24 protein-coding genes are annotated in these 22,701 nt (G+C 67.9%); 5 read left to right on the plus strand and 19 right to left on the minus strand.

Going from position 1 to position 22,701, the window contains the following annotated elements:
* Nucleotides 1-14: 14 nt before the first annotated feature.
* The 8 genes from AC3A3G_RS01475 to AC3A3G_RS01510 form a co-directional block, all read right to left on the minus strand.
* Nucleotides 15-491, minus strand: a complete 477-nt coding sequence (locus tag AC3A3G_RS01475; protein ID WP_487487377.1) for a DUF6173 family protein — start codon at nt 489-491, stop codon at nt 15-17.
* 28 nt (nt 492-519) lie between these two features.
* Nucleotides 520-1,677 (minus strand): rod shape-determining protein RodA, encoded by a 1,158-nt coding sequence (gene rodA, locus AC3A3G_RS01480; protein WP_046653517.1) that lies wholly within the window; start codon nt 1,675-1,677, stop codon nt 520-522.
* Nucleotides 1,674-3,674 (minus strand): penicillin-binding protein 2, encoded by a 2,001-nt coding sequence (mrdA, locus tag AC3A3G_RS01485; RefSeq protein WP_487487378.1) that lies wholly within the window; start codon nt 3,672-3,674, stop codon nt 1,674-1,676. The genes rodA and mrdA overlap by 4 nt, the downstream gene beginning before the upstream one ends.
* Nucleotides 3,671-4,165: a hypothetical protein gene (locus AC3A3G_RS01490; RefSeq protein WP_003164690.1), complete on the minus strand. Its 495-nt coding sequence runs from the start codon at nt 4,163-4,165 to the stop codon at nt 3,671-3,673. Before AC3A3G_RS01490 ends, mrdA begins: the two co-directional genes overlap by 4 nt.
* Before the next feature lie 20 nt (nt 4,166-4,185).
* Complete coding sequence (gene mreC, locus AC3A3G_RS01495; RefSeq protein ID WP_487487379.1) at nt 4,186-5,337, minus strand: rod shape-determining protein MreC; 1,152 nt, start codon at nt 5,335-5,337, stop codon at nt 4,186-4,188.
* Between the two features lie 118 nt (nt 5,338-5,455).
* The gene (locus AC3A3G_RS01500; RefSeq protein WP_003164688.1) at nt 5,456-6,496 is read right to left on the minus strand and encodes a rod shape-determining protein; all 1,041 of its coding nucleotides are present in this window, start codon (nt 6,494-6,496) and stop codon (nt 5,456-5,458) included.
* A 252-nt stretch (nt 6,497-6,748) separates the two neighbouring features.
* Entirely contained in the window at nt 6,749-7,366 is a 618-nt protein-coding gene (locus AC3A3G_RS01505) for a glutathione S-transferase family protein (RefSeq protein ID WP_289647663.1), read from the minus strand.
* A 13-nt stretch (nt 7,367-7,379) separates the two neighbouring features.
* A complete protein-coding gene (locus tag AC3A3G_RS01510; protein WP_165906513.1) occupies nt 7,380-8,102 on the minus strand; it encodes a TVP38/TMEM64 family protein in 723 nt (240 codons plus the stop codon).
* A gap of 121 nt (nt 8,103-8,223) precedes the next feature.
* On the opposite strand from AC3A3G_RS01510, the gene AC3A3G_RS01515 reads away from it, so the two are divergent.
* Nucleotides 8,224-9,429: a pyridoxal phosphate-dependent aminotransferase gene (locus tag AC3A3G_RS01515; protein ID WP_289647662.1), complete on the plus strand. Its 1,206-nt coding sequence runs from the start codon at nt 8,224-8,226 to the stop codon at nt 9,427-9,429.
* Between the two features lie 4 nt (nt 9,430-9,433).
* Here the strand turns inward: AC3A3G_RS01515 and AC3A3G_RS01520 are convergent, their stop codons facing one another.
* Together AC3A3G_RS01520 and AC3A3G_RS01525 are read right to left on the minus strand one after the other, a co-directional pair.
* Nucleotides 9,434-9,847, minus strand: coding sequence for a hypothetical protein (locus tag AC3A3G_RS01520; RefSeq protein WP_487487380.1), 414 nt, complete (start codon nt 9,845-9,847; stop codon nt 9,434-9,436).
* Nucleotides 9,847-10,821, minus strand: a complete 975-nt coding sequence (locus AC3A3G_RS01525; protein WP_197733873.1) for a polyprenyl synthetase family protein — start codon at nt 10,819-10,821, stop codon at nt 9,847-9,849. The genes AC3A3G_RS01520 and AC3A3G_RS01525 overlap by 1 nt, the downstream gene beginning before the upstream one ends.
* A 142-nt stretch (nt 10,822-10,963) precedes the next feature.
* Here AC3A3G_RS01525 and AC3A3G_RS01530 point away from each other — a divergent pair, with 142 nt between their 5' ends.
* Nucleotides 10,964-11,734, plus strand: a complete 771-nt coding sequence (locus AC3A3G_RS01530) for a tRNA1(Val) (adenine(37)-N6)-methyltransferase (protein ID WP_368922380.1) — start codon at nt 10,964-10,966, stop codon at nt 11,732-11,734.
* 12 nt (nt 11,735-11,746) lie between these two features.
* Here AC3A3G_RS01530 and AC3A3G_RS01535 read toward each other — a convergent pair whose 3' ends face one another.
* The 7 genes from AC3A3G_RS01535 to AC3A3G_RS01565 all read right to left on the minus strand — a co-directional run bounded on the left by AC3A3G_RS01535 (nt 11,747) and on the right by AC3A3G_RS01565 (nt 17,909).
* Nucleotides 11,747-12,175, minus strand: coding sequence for a J domain-containing protein (locus tag AC3A3G_RS01535; RefSeq protein ID WP_487487381.1), 429 nt, complete (start codon nt 12,173-12,175; stop codon nt 11,747-11,749).
* 7 nt (nt 12,176-12,182) lie between these two features.
* Entirely contained in the window at nt 12,183-13,016 is an 834-nt protein-coding gene (locus AC3A3G_RS01540; protein ID WP_200166956.1) for a division plane positioning ATPase MipZ, read from the minus strand.
* A gap of 120 nt (nt 13,017-13,136) precedes the next feature.
* Nucleotides 13,137-13,748, minus strand: coding sequence for an SPOR domain-containing protein (locus AC3A3G_RS01545; RefSeq protein WP_200166954.1), 612 nt, complete (start codon nt 13,746-13,748; stop codon nt 13,137-13,139).
* 49 nt (nt 13,749-13,797) lie between these two features.
* Nucleotides 13,798-14,559 carry a chorismate mutase gene (locus AC3A3G_RS01550; RefSeq protein WP_487487382.1) on the minus strand — a complete coding sequence of 254 codons (762 nt, stop codon included), beginning with the start codon at nt 14,557-14,559 and terminating at the stop codon, nt 13,798-13,800.
* Between the two features lie 309 nt (nt 14,560-14,868).
* Nucleotides 14,869-15,435: a prephenate dehydratase domain-containing protein gene (locus AC3A3G_RS01555; RefSeq protein WP_200166950.1), complete on the minus strand. Its 567-nt coding sequence runs from the start codon at nt 15,433-15,435 to the stop codon at nt 14,869-14,871.
* Nucleotides 15,432-16,802 (minus strand): class II 3-deoxy-7-phosphoheptulonate synthase, encoded by a 1,371-nt coding sequence (locus AC3A3G_RS01560; RefSeq protein WP_087140277.1) that lies wholly within the window; start codon nt 16,800-16,802, stop codon nt 15,432-15,434. Before AC3A3G_RS01560 ends, AC3A3G_RS01555 begins: the two co-directional genes overlap by 4 nt.
* Before the next feature lie 51 nt (nt 16,803-16,853).
* Entirely contained in the window at nt 16,854-17,909 is a 1,056-nt protein-coding gene (locus tag AC3A3G_RS01565; protein WP_487487383.1) for an enoyl-CoA hydratase/isomerase family protein, read from the minus strand.
* A gap of 110 nt (nt 17,910-18,019) precedes the next feature.
* On the opposite strand from AC3A3G_RS01565, the gene AC3A3G_RS01570 reads away from it, so the two are divergent.
* A complete protein-coding gene (locus AC3A3G_RS01570) occupies nt 18,020-18,451 on the plus strand; it encodes a hypothetical protein (RefSeq protein WP_200166946.1) in 432 nt (143 codons plus the stop codon).
* Between the two features lie 3 nt (nt 18,452-18,454).
* On the opposite strand, the gene AC3A3G_RS01575 is transcribed toward AC3A3G_RS01570, so the two are convergent.
* Nucleotides 18,455-19,591, minus strand: coding sequence for an isobutyryl-CoA dehydrogenase (locus tag AC3A3G_RS01575; protein WP_200166944.1), 1,137 nt, complete (start codon nt 19,589-19,591; stop codon nt 18,455-18,457).
* A gap of 302 nt (nt 19,592-19,893) precedes the next feature.
* Between AC3A3G_RS01575 and hemB the strand changes: the two genes are divergently transcribed.
* Nucleotides 19,894-20,895, plus strand: a complete 1,002-nt coding sequence (gene hemB / locus AC3A3G_RS01580) for a porphobilinogen synthase (protein ID WP_487487384.1) — start codon at nt 19,894-19,896, stop codon at nt 20,893-20,895.
* 160 nt (nt 20,896-21,055) lie between these two features.
* Here hemB and AC3A3G_RS01585 read toward each other — a convergent pair whose 3' ends face one another.
* Nucleotides 21,056-21,562, minus strand: coding sequence for a flavin reductase family protein (locus AC3A3G_RS01585; RefSeq protein ID WP_315026054.1), 507 nt, complete (start codon nt 21,560-21,562; stop codon nt 21,056-21,058).
* Between the two features lie 128 nt (nt 21,563-21,690).
* Here AC3A3G_RS01585 and AC3A3G_RS01590 point away from each other — a divergent pair, with 128 nt between their 5' ends.
* Nucleotides 21,691-22,593, plus strand: coding sequence for a flagellar motor protein MotB (locus tag AC3A3G_RS01590; protein WP_412878434.1), 903 nt, complete (start codon nt 21,691-21,693; stop codon nt 22,591-22,593).
* Nucleotides 22,594-22,701 lie beyond the last annotated feature (108 nt).

Consider the following 22,701-nt stretch of genomic DNA (forward strand, 5'->3'; position numbering starts at 1 on the left):
AGCGCGTTCAGGCGCTATTTCGGGTTGGTCTTCTCGACCATCTCGCTGAGCTGGAAGCCGATACGGCGCGCCTCGCGCTCCTCCGGCTTCTTCATGGCGCTGAGCACCACATTGATCTGGCTGTAGTGCTGGATCAGGCGCGCCGGCTTGCCGTCAGCGTTGCGGCCGAAGAACATGATCAGGTCCGGGCCCCAGAAGCCCACGTCCATGATCTGCATGGCCCCATCGCCCGGCAGGCCGACGACGCGCGCGCCGATCTCCTCGTCCTTGTCGAGGTTGGCCTCGAACTCCTCGATCAGCTTGGACAAGCGGACGAAGGCCCACTCGGCCGGGTTGTCGCGCATCCGCAACCCCTCGGCCTGAACCGCCGCCTCATTCTTCGGATCCGCCAACACAGGTTGCGGACAGGGCGTGTCGCCGCAGTCGGAGAACATGGCCGGATCGGCCTTTGGGATGTCGGCGGCTTCGTTTTCGGGCGTCTGAACAGTCATGACGACAGCCTAACGCCCGTACAGCCGATTAGAACAGCCCCTGGCCCTTCGGCAGTTCGACATAGCGGTGCACCCGCATCGACAGGATCAGGCCGAAGCCGATCATCACCGTCATCATGGTCGATCCGCCATAGGACAGCAGCGGCATGGGCACGCCCACGACCGGCGCCAACCCCATCACCATCGCCCCGTTGATCAGCACGAACAGCGCCAGGAAGGCCGTCATGCCGGCCGCGCTGATCCGGCCGAAATGGCTGTGCGACAGGGCCGCGATCCGCAGCGAGATCAGGATCAGCGCGACATAGCAGGCCAGAACGGTGAAAGAGCCCAGGAAGCCGAACTCTTCGGACACGGTCGAGAAGATGAAGTCCGTATGGCGTTCCGGCAGGAACTCCAGCTGGCTCTGACTGCCCAGGCCGTAGCCCTTGCCCATCAGGCCGCCGGAACCCAGGGCGATCTTCGACTGGATGATGTTGTAGCCGGTGCCGGAGGGGTCGGCCTCCGGGTTCAGGAAGGTCAGCACGCGGTTGCGCTGATAGTCGTGCATCACGAACATGACGAAGGGCGGAATGACGGCCACGGCGGCGGCCACGGCGGCGGCGATGACGCGCCAGCTCAGTCCCGCCATGAACATGACGGCGGCGCCGGTCAGGCCGATGATCATGGCCGAACCCAAGTCCGGCTGCTTGGCGACCAACAGGAAGGGCACGCCGATCATCCCCACGGGGATCAGCAGCTTCCATGACCAGCGCGCCTCCTGCGCCGAATGGCCGTGGTACCAACGCGCCAGAGCCAGCACGAGGCCGATCTTGACGAACTCGGCCGGCTGGATGCGGGTAAAGCCCAGGTTCAGCCAGTTCTTGGCCCCGCCCGCCGTATAGCCCAGCGGCGTGAACTCGATCATCAGCACCAGTACAAGCAGCACGCCGTACAGCGGATAGGCCGCATGGAACCACCACTTGGGGTGAACCATGGCCATGCCGATCATGGCGACCAGCAGGACGCCGAAACGGATCAGATGCTTGGCCGCCCAGGGCTGCCAGTGGCCGCCCGCGATGGAATACAGCATGGCCGTGCCGATCCCGGCCAGGATGCACAGCAAGCCGATGACGCGCCAATCCAGCTCGGCGAACTTGCTGGACAGGCGATCGCGTTCGCCGGGACGGGTCAGGGCGGATGCGGTCATTGTCCGGGCTCCGTCAGGGGCGGCGGCGCGACGACGTCGACGCCGACGCCAGCGCCGTCGATCGGCTCGCCTCGCGCCTCGGCTTCGCGCGCGCCGGCGTCCTCCTGGGCCTCAAAGCCTGCCGATTCGATGCGGGCGCGGATTTCCGGATCCTTCAGCAGGGCGACCTTCATCACCTCGCGCGCGCGCGGCGCGCCGGCCGTGCCGCCGCCCAGACCGCCGTGCTGAACGATGACCGAGACGGCGTAACGCGGATTATCCGTCGGCGCATAGGCCACGAACAGGTTGTGGTCCTTCTGGTCCCAGGGACGTCCGGCGCCCTTGCGCGAGCCTGAGCCGTAGTTGCGCGCCTGGGCCGTGCCGGTCTTGCCGGCCATCTTGACCGTGCCCAGACCCAGCTGGCTGTTGCGGAAGCCCGTGCCCCCGGCGGCCGTCACCGCCTCCATCCCGTCGCGCAGAACCTGCAGCATCTGAGGATCATAGGGCAGATCGGCGAAGGCGCTGCCGCCCTGCTCCACCCCGCCGATCGACTTGATCAGACGCGGCGACACCGCCTTGGAGCCGTTGGCGACGCGCGCCGTATAGACCGCCAGTTGCAGGGCGTTCACCGTCAGAGCGCCCTGACCGATGCCATAGCTGGGGTTCTCGCCCGGATACCATTTGCCGTCCCCACGCACAGGATTCTTCCGCCGCCATTCGCGGTCAGGCACCAACCCGGCCTTCTGGCCGGGAATGCCGATGTCGAAGGTCTGGCCAAAGCCCATGTCCCGCGCCGTCTCAGCGATGGCGTCCGGCCCCATCTCGGTCGCCAGGGTCATGAAGTAGACGTTGCAGGAGGCCTTGATGGCCCCGCGCAGGTCCAACGCCCCGTGCCGTCCCAGACAGGCGAACCGGCGTCCCAGGTAGAAGCTGCCGTTGCAGAAGATGCGGCGGCTGGGGTCCAGCCCCCGCTTCATCGCCGCCAGGCCCACGATCGGCTTGAACGTCGAGCCCGGCGCGAAGGTGCCGCTCAGCGCCTTGTCCAGCAGCGGGCGGCGCTCATAGTCCGCCAGGGTGCGATAGATCTTGGACGGAACGCCCGACACGAACAGATTGGGATCGAAAGACGGCGACGACACCATGGCCAGAATGTCGCCGTTGCGCACATCCATGACGACGATGCTGCCCGCCTCTTCGCCGAACACCTCAAGCGCGCGCTGCTGGACGTCGTTGTCCAGCGTCAGCACCACCTCGGAACCCTGAACCGCCGGACGCGATCCGGCGATATCCTCGGCCACGACGCGGCCGCGCGCATTGACCTCGACCCGCTTGCCGCCTTCGACGCCGCGAAGGTCCAGATCCAGCGATCGTTCAATGCCCTGACGCCCGATGCGGAAACCGGGGTTGAACAGGATGGCCGGCGGCTGTTCGCCCTTGTCTCGGATCGCCTTCACGTCGCGGTCGGACACCTTGGCTACATAACCGACCACGTGGGCGTAGGCGCCGCCGTGCGGATAGTAGCGGGCCTCGTTCATGTCGGCCATGACGCCGGGCAGTTCCGCCGCATGCAGATTGACCTTGGAGAACTCCTCCCAGGTCAGGTCGCTCTTGACCGGAACCGGCGAGAAACGCGGCGCGGCGTTGACCTCGCGAATGATGGTGCGGCGGCGCTCCAGAGTGTCCGGCAACAGCTGGCCCAGCAGGTCCAGCGTCTGGTCCAGATCCTTGGTTTCGTCGCGAACCACCAGGACGCGGAAGCTGGGCCGGTTCCCGGCGATGACCACGCCGTTGCGGTCCTTGATCAGGCCGCGCGGCGGCGGCACCTGACGGAAGTTGAACTGATTGCGCGTCGCCAGGGTGGCGAACTCTTCCGACTTGAAGAGCTGCAGATGCGCCAGACGCCCGACCAGGGCCAGCCCGCCCACGACCGTCGCCCCGCCCAGCAGCATGGTGCGCCGCAGGAAGGAGCCCTGCCGCTCGTTCACATCGGAAAAGAAGATATGCGGTTCGCTGCTCATCGGAATCGCACGTCCGCGTCGTCGAAGCGCTCGATCAGCCAGTCAGCCAGGGGGAAGAGCAGAAGCGTCGGGATCATCTGCCCCATAACAGCCAACAGATTGGGAGCATTCCCAAGGCTGCCGCGCGTCACGAAATAGGCGACCGCGAAGGCCAGGCCCGTCGAAGCGACATAGAGGGCGAACAGGACGATCGTCGCCTGCCCCGCCAGATACTTCGACGCCAACAGCATCGCTCCATAGATCAGCAGCAGGCTCAGCGCCCACATGCCGGTCTGGCCGCCCCAGAAGAAGTCGAGGAACACGCCCAGACCGAACAGCACCGCCGGCGCCAGCATGGACGGACGGATCAGCGGCCAGGCGAAGGCCAGAACCATGGGCCAGACCGGCTCGGGCAGGGTCAGGCCGAACAGGCGCAGCGGAATGGCGAACAGGATGGTGGCGGCCGCGGCGATCAGCGCCGGGTAGCCGATCCACTGCATCGGACCGACCATCCGCACGGTGATCGTCCGTCTCACTCGCGACCTCCGTCAGGCGCGGTCGGCGCCGGAGCCTGCGCCGAAGGTTGCGGCGGCGTGGCGGCGGCCGGCCGGGGCGCGGCGGGACGCGGCGTCGGCTGGGCCTGAGGCGGCGTCGCAGTCGCGGGCGCAACCGGCGTCGGAGGCGGAGCGGCGTTGGCGGCGCGGACGCGCTCTGCGGCGGCCTGTGCGGCGGCGGCGCGGCGCGTGGCCACGTCCTGAATAGCGGCGGCCTGGGCGGCGTTCGGCGGCGGCGCCGTGTTCAGGCTGGCCAACGGGGCTGCGTTCAGGGCGTTCTGATCCGCCAGCTGGCTGAAGTCCTGGAACAGCAGGACGCGCACATAGTCGATGGCCGTGCGGTCGCTGTACAGCTTGACCCGCCACGAGCCGTCCACGCCCTTGGCCACGACGCCGACCGGCAGGCCGCGCGGGAAACCGCCGCCGTCGCCCGAGGTCAGGATGCGGTCGCCTTCCTGCACAGAGCCCTGCCCCCGCACATAGTCGAGGCGCGGGCTACGGCTGCCGTCGCCGGTCAGCATGGCGCGGGCGTCGGTGCGCTCCACCATCACCGGAATGCGCGAGGCCACGTCGGTCAGCAGCACCATGCGGCTGTGTGCGCCCGAGACGCCCGAGATGCGGCCGACCAGTCCGTGCTCGCTCAGCACCGGATTGCCCACGCGCACGCCCTTGCCGGCGCCGACGTTCAGCAGGCGCGACCGAGCGAACGGTCCGCGCGCGTCGGTGATGGCGCGTCCGGCCGTCATGGCGATGGGCGGCTCGGTCTGCAGGCCCAGCAGTTGTTCGTAACGGGCGTTGAGGTTCTTCAGCGCCAGGGCGTCGTCGCGCCAGGCGCTCATCTCCGCCAGTTCGCGGCGCAGGCGGCGGTTCTCCGACACGGCGAAGAAATAGCCTTTGACGTAATCCACGGCGTCGCCGCCCCAGCGGACGGGCGCGGCCAGAACGCCGCCCGTGGTCCCGGCGGCGCTGTCGAAGGCTGCGCGCGCGGGCTCCAGGTCATTAGCCGCCGGTTGCGGCCGATCGGCGAGCAGAAGCATGACCGCGGCGACAATTCCGCCGACGACCATGACCGCCGCCGTCCAGGCCAGCGGCACCTTCAGATTCTCGAACGGTCCGTCGCGAAACGCCACGGCCAGCCTTCCTGTTAGAGCTTAGGAATCGGCGGGGCGAAGCCCGCCGAAAGCGTTAGCCTGCCCCAGAAATCCGCTCCTTTTCAGGAATGCGGCGCCTGCGGCAGGCCGATCAGTCTCAGAGCGACGACTCGAGGACGCCCTTCATCCACGACGGGTGCTCCAGCACCTTGCCGCAGCCGATGGCGACGCACGACAGCGGATCGTCCGCCACCTGCACCGGCAGGCCCGTGTGGTCGCGGATCTCGGCGTCCAGGCCGCGCAGCAAGGCGCCGCCGCCCGTCAGCATGATGCCCTTGTCGGCGATGTCGGCGGCCAGTTCCGGCGGCGTCGCCTCCAGGGCGACCTTCACGGCCTCCACGATCTGCGAGACCGGCTCGGCCAGGGCTTCAGCCGCCTGACGCTCGCTCATCTTCACTTCGCGCGGCACGCCCTGCATCAGGTCGCGGCCCTTGACCTCGATCGACAGGCCTTCGCCGTCGGCCGGGATGCGGGCGGTGCCGATGTCCTTCTTGATGCGTTCGGCGGTCGTTTCGCCGATCAGCAGGTTATGGTTGCGGCGCATATAGGCGATCAGGGCGTCGTCCATCATGTCGCCGCCGACGCGGACCGAGCGCGAATAGACGATGCCCGACAGCGACAGAACGGCCACTTCGGTCGTGCCGCCGCCGATGTCGACGACCATCGAGCCGGTCGGCTCGTGGATCGGCAGGCCGGCGCCGATCGCGGCGGCCATCGGCTCGTCGATCAGGCCGACGCGGCGAGCCGAAGCGTTCAGGCAGGAATCATTGATGGCGCGGCGCTCGACGGCCGTGGCGCCCGACGGGACGCAGACGATCATCTTGGGGTTCACGAAGCCCTTCCGGTTGTGAACCTTGCGGATGAAGTGCTTGATCATCTCCTCGGCGACTTCGAAGTCGGCGATGACCCCGTCGCGCATCGGGCGGATGGCTTCCATGTGACCGGGGGTGCGGCCCAGCATCTGCTTGGCTTCCAGACCGACGGCGTGGACGATCTTGCGGCCGCCGACGTTACGCAGGGCGACGACCGACGGCTCGTTCAGGACGATCCCCTTGCCGCGCATGTAGATCAGGGTGTTGGCCGTCCCCAGGTCCATTGCGATGTCATTGGAAATCATGCCGAAGAGGGGTGAAAGCATGGGCGTCGGTACCGCTTTAGTTCGGGCCTGCAAGGGCGTGAATTTCATTCGTCCGCTGTGGCGACGCCCTACCCCCGCTTCACGTTGATCGCAAAGCTGTCCTGACCGTCTTCGCCGAGCCGACTACAGGCCCGTTTGCCCTCATGCCGCGGGGATTGCAAGCGCCTATGACTCCTCGATCACAGGCTTGTCACGGCAAGGCTTGAAAGCCTTGCCGCTCAAGCTTTCCAGCCCCGCTTGCGGGTTCGCGGCTCAGACCGCCGTGATGCCCTCGGCATGAAGCACGCGCTGCACGGCCGGGCGCGATTGCACGAGGTCCAGATGGGCGTTCAGCTTCGGAAAACGCGCCTTGTCCAGCAGACCCGCCTGACGCGCCCAGCGCGTGAAGACCAACAGATAACCGTCCGCCATCGAATGATCTTCGCCCATGACCCACGGGCCGGACAGCAGATGATTCTCGGCCAGGTCGTATTTCTCCAATGCGATCCGCACGGCCTCGTCCCTGACCTCGCCTTCCAGCGGCGGCTTGGAGAACAGCGCCTTGCCGATCGCCGGGTGCAGCGACGACGCCAGCCAGCCGTTGAAGGCCTGCATCCTCGCAAACTCGAACGGATCGTCCAGATCGGCCAGTTGAGCGTGCGGATGAGTCTGGGCGACATAGGCCAGGATGGCGCCGTTCTGGGTCAGCACCCCCTTGGGGGTCTGCAGGGCCGGGGTCACGCCCGCCGGGTTGATGGCCAGATATTCCGGCGTGCGCTGCTGGCCGGCGCGCAGGTCGATCTTCTCGATCACATACTCCGCTCCCGCCTCTTCCAGGCCGATGTGCGAAGCGATGGCGCAGGCGCCGGGCGAATAATAGAGCTTCAGCATCGTCGTTCTCCGATCAATCCACTTGCAGGTTGCGTGCAGCCTCGCGGCGCTTCACCCACTCGCGCACCGCCAGCATCAATACAAGCCAAACGCCCGCGACCGCCGCCAGGATCACCGAAGTCCAGATTCCGTCGCCGCTGACCGCCGCCATGAACGACCCGCCGAAAAAGGCGACCAACGCCGTCTTGGGCAGCACTCCTAAAGCGCACCCCGCCAGATAGGCCGGAAACGACGCCCGCACCGCGCCGAACGCCATGTTCACGACGATGAAGGGCGCCGAGGGCACGTTGCGGATGATGAAGCTGGCCGAAAAGGCGTTGCGGCCGACGAATTTGCGGATGCGCTCGACCGTCCCGCCGCCGTAGCGTTCCAGCGTGCGCGCGGTCGGCCCGCGCCCCAGCCAATAGGTGACGGCCGCCGAGGCGATGGTGGCGATCCAGCTATAGAGAAAACCGAACCACGGCCCGAAGGCCACGACGCAGGCGGCGATCAACAGGAACTGCGGCACGCCGATGAAGGCCGACAGGGTGAACACCAGCACCGCCGCCGCCAGCCCCCACGGGCCGATGCGATAGCCGGCCAGCCAATGCTCCAGCCGGTCCTCAGCGCCCAACGCCAGCTGCGTCTTACCCAGGGCGAACAGGGCGATGATTCCCGCCAGCAGCAGCAGGGTCACGGCCAGGGTGCGCCACCGCTTGGCCTCCATATTCAGCAGAAAATCGACGACCCGCCGCATAAATTTCGCCCAAATCGCCTTTTGATCGTCCAGGCCGCGCACAAACGTTGTGCGCCCCTGCGGGGTTGCGTATCAAGCCTCAGCCTCCCCGGCCCCATCACTTCCACCAGACGGGATAGACATGTCCAGCCTTCAGTCCGCCTCCCTCGCTCGCGTCAAGCCGTCGGCCACCCTGGCCGTGACCGCCCAGGCGCGCGAACTGAAACGCCAGGGCCGCGACGTCATCGGTCTGGGCGCCGGCGAGCCGGACTTCGACACCCCTGAAAACATCAAGGCGGCGGCCATCGAGGCCATCAAGCGCGGCGAGACCAAATACACCGACGCCGACGGCATGCCCGAACTGAAGGCGGCCATCGTCGCCAAGTTCGCTCGTGAAAACGGCCTGACCTACGAAACCAATCAGATCCACGTCGCCTCGGGCGGCAAGCCGGTGATCTACAATGCCCTGGTCGCCACGCTGAACCCCGGCGACGAAGTGATCGTGCCGGCGCCCTACTGGGTGTCCTATCCCGACATGGTGCTGCTGGCCGGCGGCGAGCCCGTCACCGTGGTCGGTCAGGAAGCCGACGGCTTCAAACTGCGTCCCGAGGTGCTGGACGCCGCCATCACGCCCAAGACCAAGTGGATCATCCTCAACTCGCCGTCGAACCCGACCGGCGCCGCCTATACCCGCGCCGAGCTGGAAGCCCTGGCCGTGGTGCTGCGCAAGCACCCGCAGGTCTGGATCCTGACCGACGACATGTATGAGCACCTCGTCTATGGCGACTTCGACTATGTCACCATGGCCCAGGTCGCGCCGGACCTGTACGACCGCACCCTGACCTGCAACGGCGTGTCCAAGGCCTACGCCATGACCGGCTGGCGCATCGGCTATGCGGGCGGGCCCAAGCCGCTGATCGATCTGATGCGCAAGGTGGCCAGCCAGACGACCTCCAACCCCTCGTCCATCAGCCAGTGGGCGGCCGTCGAGGCCCTGAACGGCCCGCAGGACTTCCTGGCCCCGCGCGCCGCCGCCTTCGAGAAGCGCCGCGACCTGGTCGTCTCCATGCTGAAACAGGCGGCGGGCATCCGTTGTCCGAAGCCGGAAGGCGCCTTCTACGTCTATCCGTCGATCGAAGGCCTGATCGGCAAGACGGCGCCGTCGGGCGTGGTCATCACCGACGACGAGACCTTCACCGCCGAACTGCTGAACGCCGAGGGCGTGGCCGTGGTCCAGGGCGCCGCCTTCGGCCTCAGCCCCTATTTCCGCATCAGCTACGCCACCTCGGAAGCCGTGCTGGAAGAAGGCTGCACCCGCATCCAGCGCTTCTGCGCCAGCCTGAAATAAGCCTTCAGTGAACCGGCGCCGGCGGAATGTTCAACGTCGGCGCCGTTTTCAGGATGAAGCCCGCGCACCACGCCAGCGCACGCTCTGAGTTGTCGATCTCTCCGCCGGGAAGGCGTGACAGACGGCAGGCGGCGTCCGGCTCGCCCTCCACCTCAGGTCCGGCGTAAAGCACGATCGGGCCGTCCGGCAGGCTGCCCTCGCGATACAGCATGATGATCGGCGGCACAGGGCGCACCACCAGTTCGGCGTCGTCCCGCATCATCGCCTCGCCCAGCAGGGCGCGCGCCTGACCGCCGGGATCGCCCGGCTCCAGACGGAACAGCTCACCCCTCAAACCGTCCCCCGGCCTTTGCGGCATGAGGAAGCGCGGCGGCTCCTGCGCGGCCAGTTGCCCGGCGACGAGCAGCGCCGCCAGCATCACATCGCCCGGCTGACGGCGAAGTCGGCCAGGGCTTCCAGCGCCGAGCGCCACGGCCCGGCGGGCAGAACCTGCAAGGCCGTCTTGGCCCGGTCGGCGTATTCCGACGCCGTATCGAGCGTGGCTTCAACGGCGCCGCTGGCGACGATCAACTGCCGCGCGCGGTCGAAGTCCTCGGGCTTGCGGTCGCCCTTGGTGATGACGCGGTCCCAGAACAGATCTTCGGTCCCCTTGGTGCGCTGAACGGCCAGCAGCAGCGGCAGTGTGGCCTTGCCCTCGTTGAAGTCGTCGCCCGCGTTCTTGCCCAGGGTCTCGGTCGCGCCGCCGTAATCCAGGGCGTCGTCCGCCAGTTGGAAGGCGATGCCCAGCGCCATGCCGTAGTCGCGCAGGGCCGCGACCTGCTCGTCCGTCGCCCCCGCCCCGACCGCGCCGGATTCGGCGGCGGCGGCAAACAGTTCGGCCGTCTTGGCGCGGATGATCTGCAGATAGGTGTCCAGGTCCAGGTTCAGGTCGTGGGCGCGCGTCAGCTGCAGCACCTCGCCCTCGGCGATCACGGCCGAGGCTCGCGCCAGGATACCAAGCGCGCGCAGGGAATCGGTCTCGACCATCAACTCGAACGCGCGGGCGAACAGGAAGTCGCCGACCAGCACCGACGAGGCCGAACCCCAGATGAGGTGCGCCGCGACCTTGCCCCGGCGCATTTCCGAGCCGTCGACGATGTCGTCGTGCAGCAGGGTGGCGGTGTGGATGAACTCGACCGAGGCGGCCAGCTTCTTGGGGCCTTCGATGGCGCCTGTCTGACCGATCGCGCGCGCCGCCGCCACGGTCAGCAGCGGGCGCAGACGTTTGCCGCCCGCCGACACCAGATGCTCGGCCAGTAGGGGGATCACCGGCACGTCGGACTGCATCCGCGCGATGATCAGGGCGTCGACCGCCGCCATGTCGTCCTTGGCCAGATGAACCAGGGCGTCCACATCGCCCTTGGGACGGGGAGCGACGGCGAGAGCTGCGTCCACGGAAATCTCTTTCAGCACAGGGGCGAAGGGGGAGATTCGCCCGAAATTCACACGCATCCGCTTGCCCGGACGCGATGCGGCGCACAATGGTGGCGGCGCCATGACGGGTCAAGCCGAGTCATCCCTTACTGTCGCCGCAGATGTGGCCGAATCCGCCTTTTTGGGCGGTCGCATCCGCTTGCGCCAACCGACGAAGGGTTATCGCGCGGGCATGGACGCCGCCCTGCTGGCCGCCGCCGTCGAAGCGCGCCCCGGCGAACGACTGATCGAGGCGGGCTGCGGCGCGGGCGCCGTCCTGATGCAGATCGCCGCCCGACGCCCCGGCGTCCTGCTGACCGGACTGGAGCGCGACGCAGCCGCCGCCGCCCTCGCGCGTCAGAATGCAGAACTGAACAACGCCGAGGCGCGCACCGCCATCGTGGACGGCGACGTGGCGCGCGGTTTTCGCGCTCTGGACCTGCCGCCGTTCGACTGGGCGGTCAGCAACCCGCCCTTCTTCGACGACCCCGGCGCCCTGCGCGCCCCGGCCGAGGGCAAGCTCGGCGCCTGGATGGCCGACGACGGCCTGACCGCCTGGGCGGGCTTCCTGCTGAAGGCGGTGCGCGAGGGCGGACGCATCGTCATCATCCACCGCGCCGACCGCCTCGCCGACATCCTGAGCCTGCTGGCGCCCAAGGCGGGCTCCTTCGCCGTCCGCCCGATCCACCCCTACGCAGATCAACCCGCCAAGCGCGTGCTGGTCCAGGCCATCAAGACCGGCAAGGCGCCCTTGCGATTGCTGCCGCCTCTGATCCTGCACGACCGGGACGGCGCCAAACACAGCCCGCAAGCCGAAGCGATCCTGCGCGGCGAGGCCGATCTCCGTTTCTAGAGGACAACGCCCCTACCCCTTCAACAGACGGTCGCGCGCAGCGTTGACGCGGGCGGCCAGCCCTTCTGTACCGCCCTGGTCTGGGTGGGCGCGCGCCATCAGACGGCGCCAGGCGGCGTGGATCGTCTGGGCGTCCGCATCTGCCCCAACGCCCAGAATAGCGCGGGCTTCAGCCTTGCTCATGGGTTCGACAGGACGGGCCTTCACCGTCACTGGGCGGATGCGCGACTGCACCGCCAGCCAGACGCCCGCCAGCGCCATGCCGCCCGCAATCAGCCACGCTCCGCGCGCGACGGCGAACACCGCCCCGGCCAGCAGGGCGGCGCTCAATATGGTCGCGGAGATGCGCCAGTGACCGCGCCTGGCGCGCTCGGTCTGACGGCCCAGACGCACCATGGCCCACAGGGCCACGGCGGCCAGACCCAGCCAGATCAGCCCCATGAAGCGATCAGGCCGCCGCGTCCATGGCGGCGATGGCGTCGTCCAGACCCAGGGCCTGCATCAGATTGCGCATCTCCTGACGCGCGGCGACATGGGCCAGCGACACCGACACCGGACGGATGTCGTTCGACAGGTCCGCCACGGTCAGGCCGAAGGGGAAGAGTTCGCGATAGATGACCCGGTCACGCAGGCCCGGTCCGACACGGAAGCCGACACGCTTGGCCAGCTTGTTCATGCGGGCTTCCAGACGGCGACGGTTGCGGGCCTCGGCCACGGCCAGACGGTTGGTGACCACGATCCAGTCGATCGTCACCTGACGGCCCTCGGTGATGGCGCGGTGCTTGCGCGCCTCCCAGACACTCTCGGAATAGATGGACGGCTTGACCAGATCCAGCGTCACCGGATCCACCTCGCCCAGCAGGTCGAAGTCAACGAAGCTGTCGTTCATCGGCGTGACGATCTGGTCCGCCCGCCCGTGCGCGGCGCGGGACAGGGCCGTATCGCCGCCTGGCGTGTCAATCAAGATGACGTCGGCCACAGCCTTGGCCTCGGCGAAGGCGGCCTCGAAGCGGGCCATCTGCTCGGTCTCGTCGGCCTTATGCAGGGCCTTGCCGTCGCCCATGTCCGGCACGATCGGCTGCGGCAGCTCATGACCGTTGGCCTTGGTCCAGGCGGCGCGGTTGGCGAAGAACCGCTCCAGCGAGCGCTGGCGCAGGTCTAGGTCGATGACCGCGACCTTGCGTCCGGCGTGCAGAAGGCCGGTGACGATGTGAATGGCCAGGGTGGACTTGCCCGCCCCGCCCTTTTCATTGCCGATGACGATGACCTGAGGCTGCGCCATGTGAAATCCTACTGTGATCAGCAGGCGCGACTCATCTTCGTCCGCCGCCCGCCCATGGGCCGCAAGATCAGCCTCCGAGGGCCAATCGTCAACGAAACCTTAAGCTGAGCCTGTGGACGATCAGGCTGCGGCGCCACCGGACCGCGCGCACCAGGGGTCCGACGCCGCCAGGTCGCGGCACAGGGCCTGAGCCTGTTCGACGGAGGCGGCGACCTTCAGCCGGACCACGCGACGGCCGCCGACCTCGACCGCCTCATAGACGGGCTGAAGCCCCGACAACGCCGCCCCGCCCGGCCCGCGGTTCAGTCGCGTCCAGGCCGCGTGGGCGCCGTCCTCGCTGGAATAGGCGCCCAATTGCACATGGCGGGCGGCGGCCGCAGGCTTCGGCGCCACAACAGCCGCAGGCGGCGCTTCGGGATCAGGATAAACCGTCGGCGTTGGTGCCGAGGCGAGGCGGACCTTGGCGCTCAGGCCTTCGCGCGCGTCCCACAACTCGTGCGGGGTCATCAGTTCGACCTTCAACGGCGCGGCTCGCTCGCGAGACTGATCCGGCGTAGCGGTCGGCCGCGCCTCGCCCTCGCCTTCCGCCGATACCGGAATGGAGGCCACCGACTGCGCCAAACTCTCGAAGCGGTGCGGATCGGCTTCGTTCACGCCGCAGCCCGCAAGCGCCAGCGCCGCCGCCGAGAGGGCGACGACAAGGCGTGGTCGATGCAGGACGGGCTGGGCCATGCAGCCACCCTCGCCCGCCCGGCTTTGAGACGGAGTTAACGGCCTGCGGTCAGCCGATGGCGCCAACGCCGCCCTCGACATCGCCCGGCGCCACATCGGCGTCGGTCAGGGCCAGGGTCCAGCCGTGGTGGGTGTTCAGGCCCCAGCGCCGCGCGCCCGAGCCGTCGCCCGCGTCGCCGCCCGCCGTAACCACGACGCGGCGGCCCTTCGGCAGAGCCGGCGGATCGATCTTGCCCACGGCCAGAGACGTCGGCGTCTCGCCGCCATAGCCGTCGAACACGCTGAGCATCGACCATTCGCGGCGCAGGCCGATCCACCAGGGATCGTCGCCGCTGATCGACAGGACGGCCACGCCCTTGCCCTCGGCCGCATGGGCCAGGGCCGCCTGCGGGTCGAGGACCAGCTTGATGTCAGCGGCGGCGCCGAAACGCAGGCGGGCGCCGTCCACGGCCTTGGCCGGGTCGATGGGCGCCCAGACCTGGACCTGCAGACGGCCCTGGCGCGCCAGGCCCCAGCCGACGATCTCGCGCCACAGATGCGCGACCGCCTCGCGGTTCTCAGGGTCGCACTGCTTCAGCAGGCGCGCCTGGACGGCCTGTTCGCGATCGGGGCGCAGCTTGGTGTGGGGGCCGGTCGGGGCGTCCTTGGCCTTGCCCACCTGGGCGGCGACGGACAGGCGGCGCTCGAACAGTTCGAGGATCTGATCGTCCAGATTGTCGATTTCGGCGCGCAGGGCGGCCAGCGCCTTCTGTTCGGCGCTCAATTCAACGGTTTCAGCGGGCCAGACTTGCTGGATGGCGGATTGCGACATGGGAAATGGCTTTCAGCATGGGATTTTCGATAGGGAAGCCGCGTCCGCCGATGAAGATCAGGCAGGGACGCGCGGTATGGCCGCTTGGGGAGAAGCGGTCGCCAGTGAGACAGTCAGGGTTGGTTAGAAGCCCGACGCCTCAGCCGGCGTATCGAAAGCCGTAATAGCCGTAGCCAAAATAAAAGCCGGCCACCGCGCGCGTGGTGGTTTCAACGGTCATTTGTGCGCGCAGCGAGGACATGAATCCGGTCCGGTTTCTGGATCAAGGTCGATCCGACCGGACCTTAAAGCCGCAAACTTTATGCGTGGTCAACCCTGAGGGGCCGTGAACAGGACAAAACGGGTCCGGTTGTCGCTGAAATCCTGCAAATCGTTGCGCAGAACCACCAACCCATAGACCTCGGCCGCGCGGGCGGGCGCCACGGCGGCGCGCGTCGCGTCGTCCGCCTCGGCCACGGCGGCGGCGGCGCCCCCTGTGTCGAACACCTCGACGGCCGTAATCTTCATCTCGTTCAGCGCCTTGGAGCACTGCTGCAGGGCGACAGGGTGGCTCTCGGCCGTCTTCACGTCCGAGAGGCGCGCGTCAGGCGCGCCCAGCAGGGCCAGGCGGATCGGCCGCCAGGCCTCGCTGACCTCGACCAGTCCCGCTTGCCGCACCAGGGTGGCCGCAGGCTCGACCACGCCCACGGTCGAGTTCTCGACGGGGATCAGGGCGCAGTGGCAATCCCCGCTCAGGACGGCGTCGATCGCGCCCTGGAAGGTCTCATAGCCGACGGCCTCGTCCCACGGGCGCAGGTCCAGGCAGGCCTCATGGCTGAAGGCGCCCGGCGCGCCCTGATAGGCGACGCGGCCGGGCGTTTCGTCTTCTGCCGTCATGCGGCCTCGGACCGGGCCTGCCGCCCGGCCTTGAGGCGCTCAGCGACCAGGAAGGCCATCTCCAGCGCCTGATCCGCGTTCAGACGCGGGTCGCAGTGGGTGTGGTAACGGCTCGACAGGTCGTCTTCCGTGACCGCCTGGGCGCCGCCGATGCATTCGGTGACGTTCTGGCCGGTCATCTCCAGATGGACGCCGCCGGGGTGGACGCCCTCGGCCTCGGCCACGTCGATGAAGCTGCGGACCTCGCCCATGACGCGGTCGAAGGGCCGCGTCTTGTAACCGTTGCCGGCCTTCAGCGTATTACCGTGCATCGGGTCGATCGACCAGATGACGCGCTTGCCCGCCGCCTTCACCGCCCGCATCAGACCCGGCAGGCGGTCGCCCACCTTGTCGTGGCCGAAGCGGCCGATCAGCGTCAGTCGGCCCGGGATGTTGTTCGGGTTCAGGGCGTCGATCAGCGGCAGCAGGTCGTCCGCCGTCATGGTCGGCCCGCACTTGACCCCGATGGGGTTGGAGATGCCGCGCATGAACTCGATGTGGGCGCCGTCCAGCTGGCGCGTGCGCTCGCCGATCCACAGCATGTGGGCCGAGGTGTCGAACCATTCGCCGGTCGAGCCGTCCAGACGCGTCAGGGCGCTCTCGACGTTCAGCAGCAGGGCTTCGTGGCTGGTGAAGACCTCGACGCGCGACAGGTCGGGATGCGTCTCGGGCGTGACGCCGACCGCCTCCATGAAGGCCAGGGCCTCGGTGATCTTGTCGGCCAGTTCACGGTAGGCCGCGCCCGCGCCGTCATCAGCGAAGCCCAGCGTCCAGCGGTGGATGTTGTACAGGTCGGCATACCCCCCGCCCGCGAAGGCGCGCAGCAGGTTCAGCGTCGAGGCCGACTGGTTATAGGCGCGGATCAGGCGCTGCGGATCGGGCATACGCTCTTCCGGCGTGAAGCCCATGCCGTTGATGATGTCGCCGCGATAGGACGGCAGTTCGACCCCGCCGATCTCCTCGACCGGGGACGAGCGCGGCTTGGCGAACTGACCGGCGATGCGGCCGACCTTCACCACCGGCTTGCGGCCGGCGAAGGTCAGCACCACCGCCATCTGCAGGATCAGGCGGAAGGTGTCGCGGATGTTGTCGGTCGAGAACTCCTTGAAGCTCTCGGCGCAGTCGCCGCCCTGCAGCAGGAAGGCGTTGCCCGCCTCGACCTGGGCCAGATGGTCCGTAAGCTTGCGCGCCTCGCCCGCAAAGACGAGGGGCGGCATCGCGCGCAGCTCGTCTTCGACGCGCGCCAGTTCGGCGGCGTCCGGATAGTCCGTCGGCATATGCAGGACGGGCTTGTTTCTCCAGGATTCTGGGGTCCAGCGCTTACTCATGCCGGCAAGATAGGCTTTTCCCCCGCCCTGAACAATGAAGCTTGCGCGAAATCAGCCGATCAGCGGTTTCCATGCCTCATCGGCGGGCAAGGGCGCGAACAGAGCCTCGATCTGGGCGTCCGAAACCGAAGAAAGCTCGGCCGGCGACCATTGGGGGGCGTTGTCCTTGTCGATGATGACGGCGCGCACGCCTTCCTGGAAGTCATGCGTCTGAACCACGCGCCCGCCCAGGGCGTATTCCATCGCCATGTTGTCGGCGAAGTCGGTCAGCGTCGCCCCGGTGCGGATCTGGCGCAGCGACACCTTCAACGACTGCGGCGACTTGGTCTTCAGGATGTCGAGTTGCTTCAGCGCCCAGTCCGAACCCTCGGCCTGAAGGGCGGCGACGATCTCCTCCACCGTGTCGAAGGCGAACAGGCGATCGATGGCCTCGCGGTGCGGGGCCAAAGGCGACGCTCCGGCGTCTCCGGCGACGCGATCGGCGACCGCCTTGGGATCGGCGGGCGCGGCCAGCAGTTCGCTCTTCAGGCCCTCAACGGCCTCGCTCGGCACGAAGTGGGTGTGGATGCCCAGCGCCACCGTATCCGCCGCCTTCAGCCGCGCGCCGGTCAGGGCCAGCCACACGCCCGTCTGGCCCGGCAGGCGCGGCAGGAACCAGCCGCCGCCCACGTCGGGGAACAGGCCGATGCCGGTCTCGGGCATGGCGTAGGTGGTGCGCTCGGTGGCGATGCGGACGTCGGCGGGCTCGCTGATGCCCACGCCGCCGCCCATGACGATGCCATCGACGATGGCCGTGATCGGCTTGGGATAGACGAACATCAGATGGTTCAGCTGATACTCGGCTTTGAAGAAGGCCCTGGCCTCTGACGCATCCCCCGCCCCGCTCTCGGCGATCATGCGGATGTCGCCGCCCGCGCAGAAACCACGCTCGCCCGCATGGTCGATCAGCACCGACTGAACCGCGTCGTCCCCGCGCCAGGCCAGCAGGGCCTCGATCATCGCCTCGCACATGGCCCGGTTCAGGGCGTGGATCGCCTTGGGCCGGTTCAGGGTGATGCGGCCGACACCATTTTCGATGCGGGTGATGACTTCGGATTCAGTGCTCATGTCTTGGGTCTAGAGCCCGCGCCGTCGCGGGTAAAGCCGAAGAGCCGTCTTGCATTCGACGCGATGCAGCGTTGGTATGTCGCCCGTATCGCTCACGAAAGACCTCCCCCATGCTCATCGCCGCGATGACCGCCGCCCTGACCCTGACCGCCGCGCCCGGCGATGAACGCAGCGCCCAGTGGGTGACGCACGACATATCCGGCGAAGGCACGGTCGCCAGCTTCCTGAACTGGAACTTCACCAGCGTCATCACTCGCGCGCACTGCGCAGGCGGCCAGGTCACGTTCCAGTATTTCTATGACTTTCCGGGATCGCCCGCCCCCGGTCAGCGCGCCCTGGCCCTGACCGTCGACGGCGCCGACTACCGGCTGACGCCCTCAGTCGATGACATGGACCGGCAGGTCTACACCCTGTCGTCCGAAGGCAAGGCTGCGCTGAAACAGGCGCGCAACGTGGACCTGGACGCTCCGAACGAGGCGGACGAGCCGTGGTATCTGGGCCAGTCCGCCGCGCTGGTGAACCTGGCGAGGCGCTGCGGCTGACGCCTAGCGCGCCAGCTCGCGCGCCACGATCACACGCATGATCTCATTGGTGCCTTCCAGGATGCGGTGAACGCGCAGGTCGCGCACGATCCGCTCCAGCGGGTAGTCCTTCAGATAGCCGTAGCCGCCGTGCAGTTGCAGCGCCTGATCGGCGATCTGGAAGCAGGCGTCGGTCGTCAGGCGCTTGGCCATGGCGCACCATTTGGTCTTTTCGGCGTGGCCGGTGTCGATGGCCCAGGCGCCGCGCAGCACCATCAGGCGGGCGGCCTCCAGATCCGTGGCCATGTCCGCCAGCTCGAACTGGGTGTTCTGGAACTGGCCGATGGCCTGGCCGAACTGCTTGCGGCCGGCGACGTATTCCTGCGCCGTCTCCAGCGCCAGACGCGCCCCGCCCAGCGAGCAGGCGGCGATGTTCAGGCGCCCGCCGTCCAGACCGGCCATGGCGTATTTGAAGCCCGCGCCTTCCTCGCCCACCAGATTGGCGACCGGCACGCGGCAATCGTCGAAGCTGACCACGGCGGTCGGCTGGGCGTTCCAGCCCATCTTCTTCTCATTGGCTCCGAACGACAGGCCGGGCGTCCCCGCCTCGACCACGATGGTCGAGATGCCCTTGGGGCCCTCGCCGCCCGTGCGGACCATGACGACATAGACGTCCGACGTCCCGGCGCCGGAAATAAAGGCCTTGGCGCCGTTCAGCACATAGTGGTCACCGTCGCGCACCGCCGTCGTCCGCAGCGCCGCCGCGTCAGAGCCCGAGCCCGGCTCGGTCAGGCAGTAGCTGGCGATCTTCTCCATCCCGACCAGCGACGGCACGAAGCGCGCCCGCAGCTCGTCCGAGCCGAAGCTGTCGATCATCCACGTCGCCATGTTGTGGATCGAGATGAAGGCCGCCGTCGCCACGTCGCCGCGCGACAGCTCTTCAAAGATCACCGCCGCCTCGACCCGGCCCAGCCCCATGCCGCCGTGTTCCTCGCCCGTATAGATGCCGGCGAAGCCCATTTCGGCGGCGGCTTTCAGCACGTCGACGGGAAAGTGCTTGTCCTCGTCCCAGCGGGCCGAGTGCGGAGCCAGCTCAGCCTCGGCGAAGGCGCGGGCCGCGTCCCGAATGGCGCGTTGATCGTCGGTGAGGGCGAAGTCCATGAAAGCTCCCGCGGTTACAACCTGCCCTCTGACGGGGCGTTCGAGGCGCTTCTAACGGCTGGCGGGGCGCGCGTCACCTTGCTGTCGGCCCCCTATCAGATTTCCGCTCATCCCGGCGGACGCCGGGATCCAGCAAGAGCAACGCGCGCAGCATTGATAAAAGAGCGTGGGCTTCACACGCTGGGCCTGTGGCCAAAGCTCTGGATCCCGGCGTCCGCCGGGATGAGCGGGAAGAAAGGGGGCGCGCCCGCTTGGACAGTTCGCCTTTTGCCTCTCCCCGCGCTTTGTTTTAAGCCGCGCGCATGACCATGCCCTTCCAGCCCCCCGCCTTCCCCTACGCCCGCCCGCGTCGTCTGCGTTCACAGCCCTGGGTGCGCCGTCTGGTCGCCGAGACGACCCTGACGCCGGCCGATCTGATCTGGCCGCTGATCGTCCATGACGGCCCGGAAGACCGCCAGCCGGTCACCTCCATGCCCGGCGTCTTCCGCCTGTCGCCCAAGGAGGCCGCCAAGGCCGCCGTCGAGGCGCGCGATCTGGGCATTCCGATGGTCGCCCTGTTCCCGAACGTGAACGACGGGCTGAAGGACAATATCGCCACCGCCGCCACCGACCCGGACGGCCTGATCCCCGACTGCATCCGCGCCATCAAGGACGCCGCGCCCGAGATCGGCGTCATGACCGACGTGGCGCTGGACTGCTACACCGACCACGGCCACGACGGCGTTCTGGAGAATGGCCGCATCGTCAACGACCCGACGCTGGAACGGCTGGCCGAGCAGGCCTTCATCCACGCCCACGCGGGCGCCGACGCCGTGGCGCCGTCCGACATGATGGACGGCCGCGTCCAGGCCATCCGCGAGGCGCTGGAGGCCAACGCCCTCAGCGACACCCTGATCATCAGCTATGCGGCCAAATACGCCTCGGCCTTCTACGGCCCCTATCGCGACGCGGTCGGCTCGTCCAAGTCGCTGACCGGCGACAAGAAGACCTATCAGATGGACTTCGCCAACGCCGAGGAGGCCCTGCGCGAGGTGGCTATGGACCTGTCGGAAGGCGCCGACGCCCTGATCGTCAAGCCGGGCCTGCCTTATCTGGATATCGTCCGACTGGTGTCGCAGACGTTCAAGGTGCCGACCTTCGCCTATCAGGTGTCCGGCGAGTACGCGATGATGCAGGCCGCCTTCGCCAACGGCTGGCTGGACCCGGACCGCGCCATCCTGGAAAGCCTGCACGCCTTCAAGCGTGCGGGGGCGTCCGGCGTCATCAGCTATTTCGCGCCGCAAGCCGCCCGGATGATGGGCTGATCTCTTCCTTCTCCCCTTGTGGGAGAAGGTGGCTCGCGTAGCGAGACGGATGAGGGGTTGCTGGACATCGGCCGACGCCAGCCCCCTTTCATTTCAGATTTCGGAGAGACCCCTCATCCGAGCCCTTCGGGCCCACCTTCTCCCACAAGGGGAGAAGGATTCAGGCCGTCGGATCGGCGGCCTTGCCGTACTTCCCGCGGAAATAGGTCAGCGCATCGCCCGGCCGCGTGTCGAACGCCTCGACCCGGCCGACGATGACCAGATGGTCGCCCATGACGATGCGGTCGTGTGTCCGGCAGGTCAGGCGCGTCACCGCGTTCAGCAGACGCGGCGGCTCAGGGTCGTCCACCGCGAACTCGTCGTCCGACAGGCGGCACACGCCCCAGGCGAAGCGGTCGGACATGGCCTGATCCTCGACCGGCAGCATATGGACGGCGAACCGGTCCGCCCCGGCGAAGGCGTCATGACGGTCGGACTTGATGTCCATGCACCACAGCACCAGCGGCGGATCCAGCGAGACGGAGGTGAAGCTGTTCACCGTTATCCCCAGAGGCCCGTCGACGGTATGGGCCGTAACCACGCACACCCCGGTCGCAAACCCGCCCAGCGCCCGGCGATAGGCGCGAGGGTCGAAATCGGCGGCAGGGGAAGCGGACGCGTCGGACATGGCCCTCAGCTAGGCCGTGAAGCCCGCATGGGCAAGGGCGCGGCGCGCCGTCGCATCTCACCGCAACCGCTTCTTAAGCCCCGCATGGGATTTAGGGCGAACGAACACGATTAAGACGGACCCGCCCCATGGCGCTGAACGATCGCCCGATCCTGATCAAGAAGGTGAAGAAGGTTGCCGGACACGGCCACCACGGCGGCGCGTGGAAGGTGGCCTACGCCGACTTCGTCACCGCCATGATGGCCTTCTTCCTGCTGATGTGGCTGATCAACACGACCGATCCGGAGCAGAAGCGCGGCATCGCCGAATATTTCGCCCCGGCCAACGTCTCGGCCTCGACCTCGGGCTCCGGCGGCATCCTGGGCGGCACCTCGCTGGGCGATTCCGAAGGGGCCAAGGGCGCCGGCTCCAACGCCGTGATCGAACAACTGGCGCCCGAGGCCCCCGACGCGCCGCAGGAAGCGGGTCAGAACTCCAACCTGGCCTCGGCCAGCGAAGCCGCCCTGCGCGCCGAGATCGCCCGGCGCGAGGCCGCCGATTTCGCCAGCGCCGCCGAATCCCTGCGTCAGGCCATGCAGTCCATGCCGGAACTGGCCGAACTGTCGAAACAGCTGATCATCGACCAGACGCCCGAGGGCCTGCGCATCCAGTTGGTCGATCAGGAAGGCCGCTCGATGTTCGAGAACGGCTCCTCGCGTCCCAATCCGCGCGCCCAGCTGCTGCTGCGCGCCGTGGCCAAGGTCATCAACCAACTGCCCAACCGCATCTCCATCACCGGCCACACCAGCGCCGTCGCCGGCTCCAGCCGCGCCAGCAGCCCCGGCGACTGGCCCCTGTCCTCGGCGCGCGCCGACGCTTCGCGCCTGACGTTGCAAAGAGCAGGCGTGAACAGCGACCGGGTCTATTCCGTCGCAGGCAAGGCGGGATCCGACCCGCTCTATCCCGACGACCCGTCGCTGGCGGGCAACCGCCGCATCGCCATCGTCCTGCTGCGCGAGGCGCCTGTCCTGCCCACGGACACCAGCCTGTGACCGCGCGCGACGATACGCTCGCCGCGCGAAGAAGGCTTGCGAAAACGGCCGGTTGCGCGCCAAATCAGAATATGAGCCGCGCCTATCCATCCGGCCCCTGTGCGGGCG

This window comes from Brevundimonas sp. Soil_N_31 (assembly GCF_057655995.1).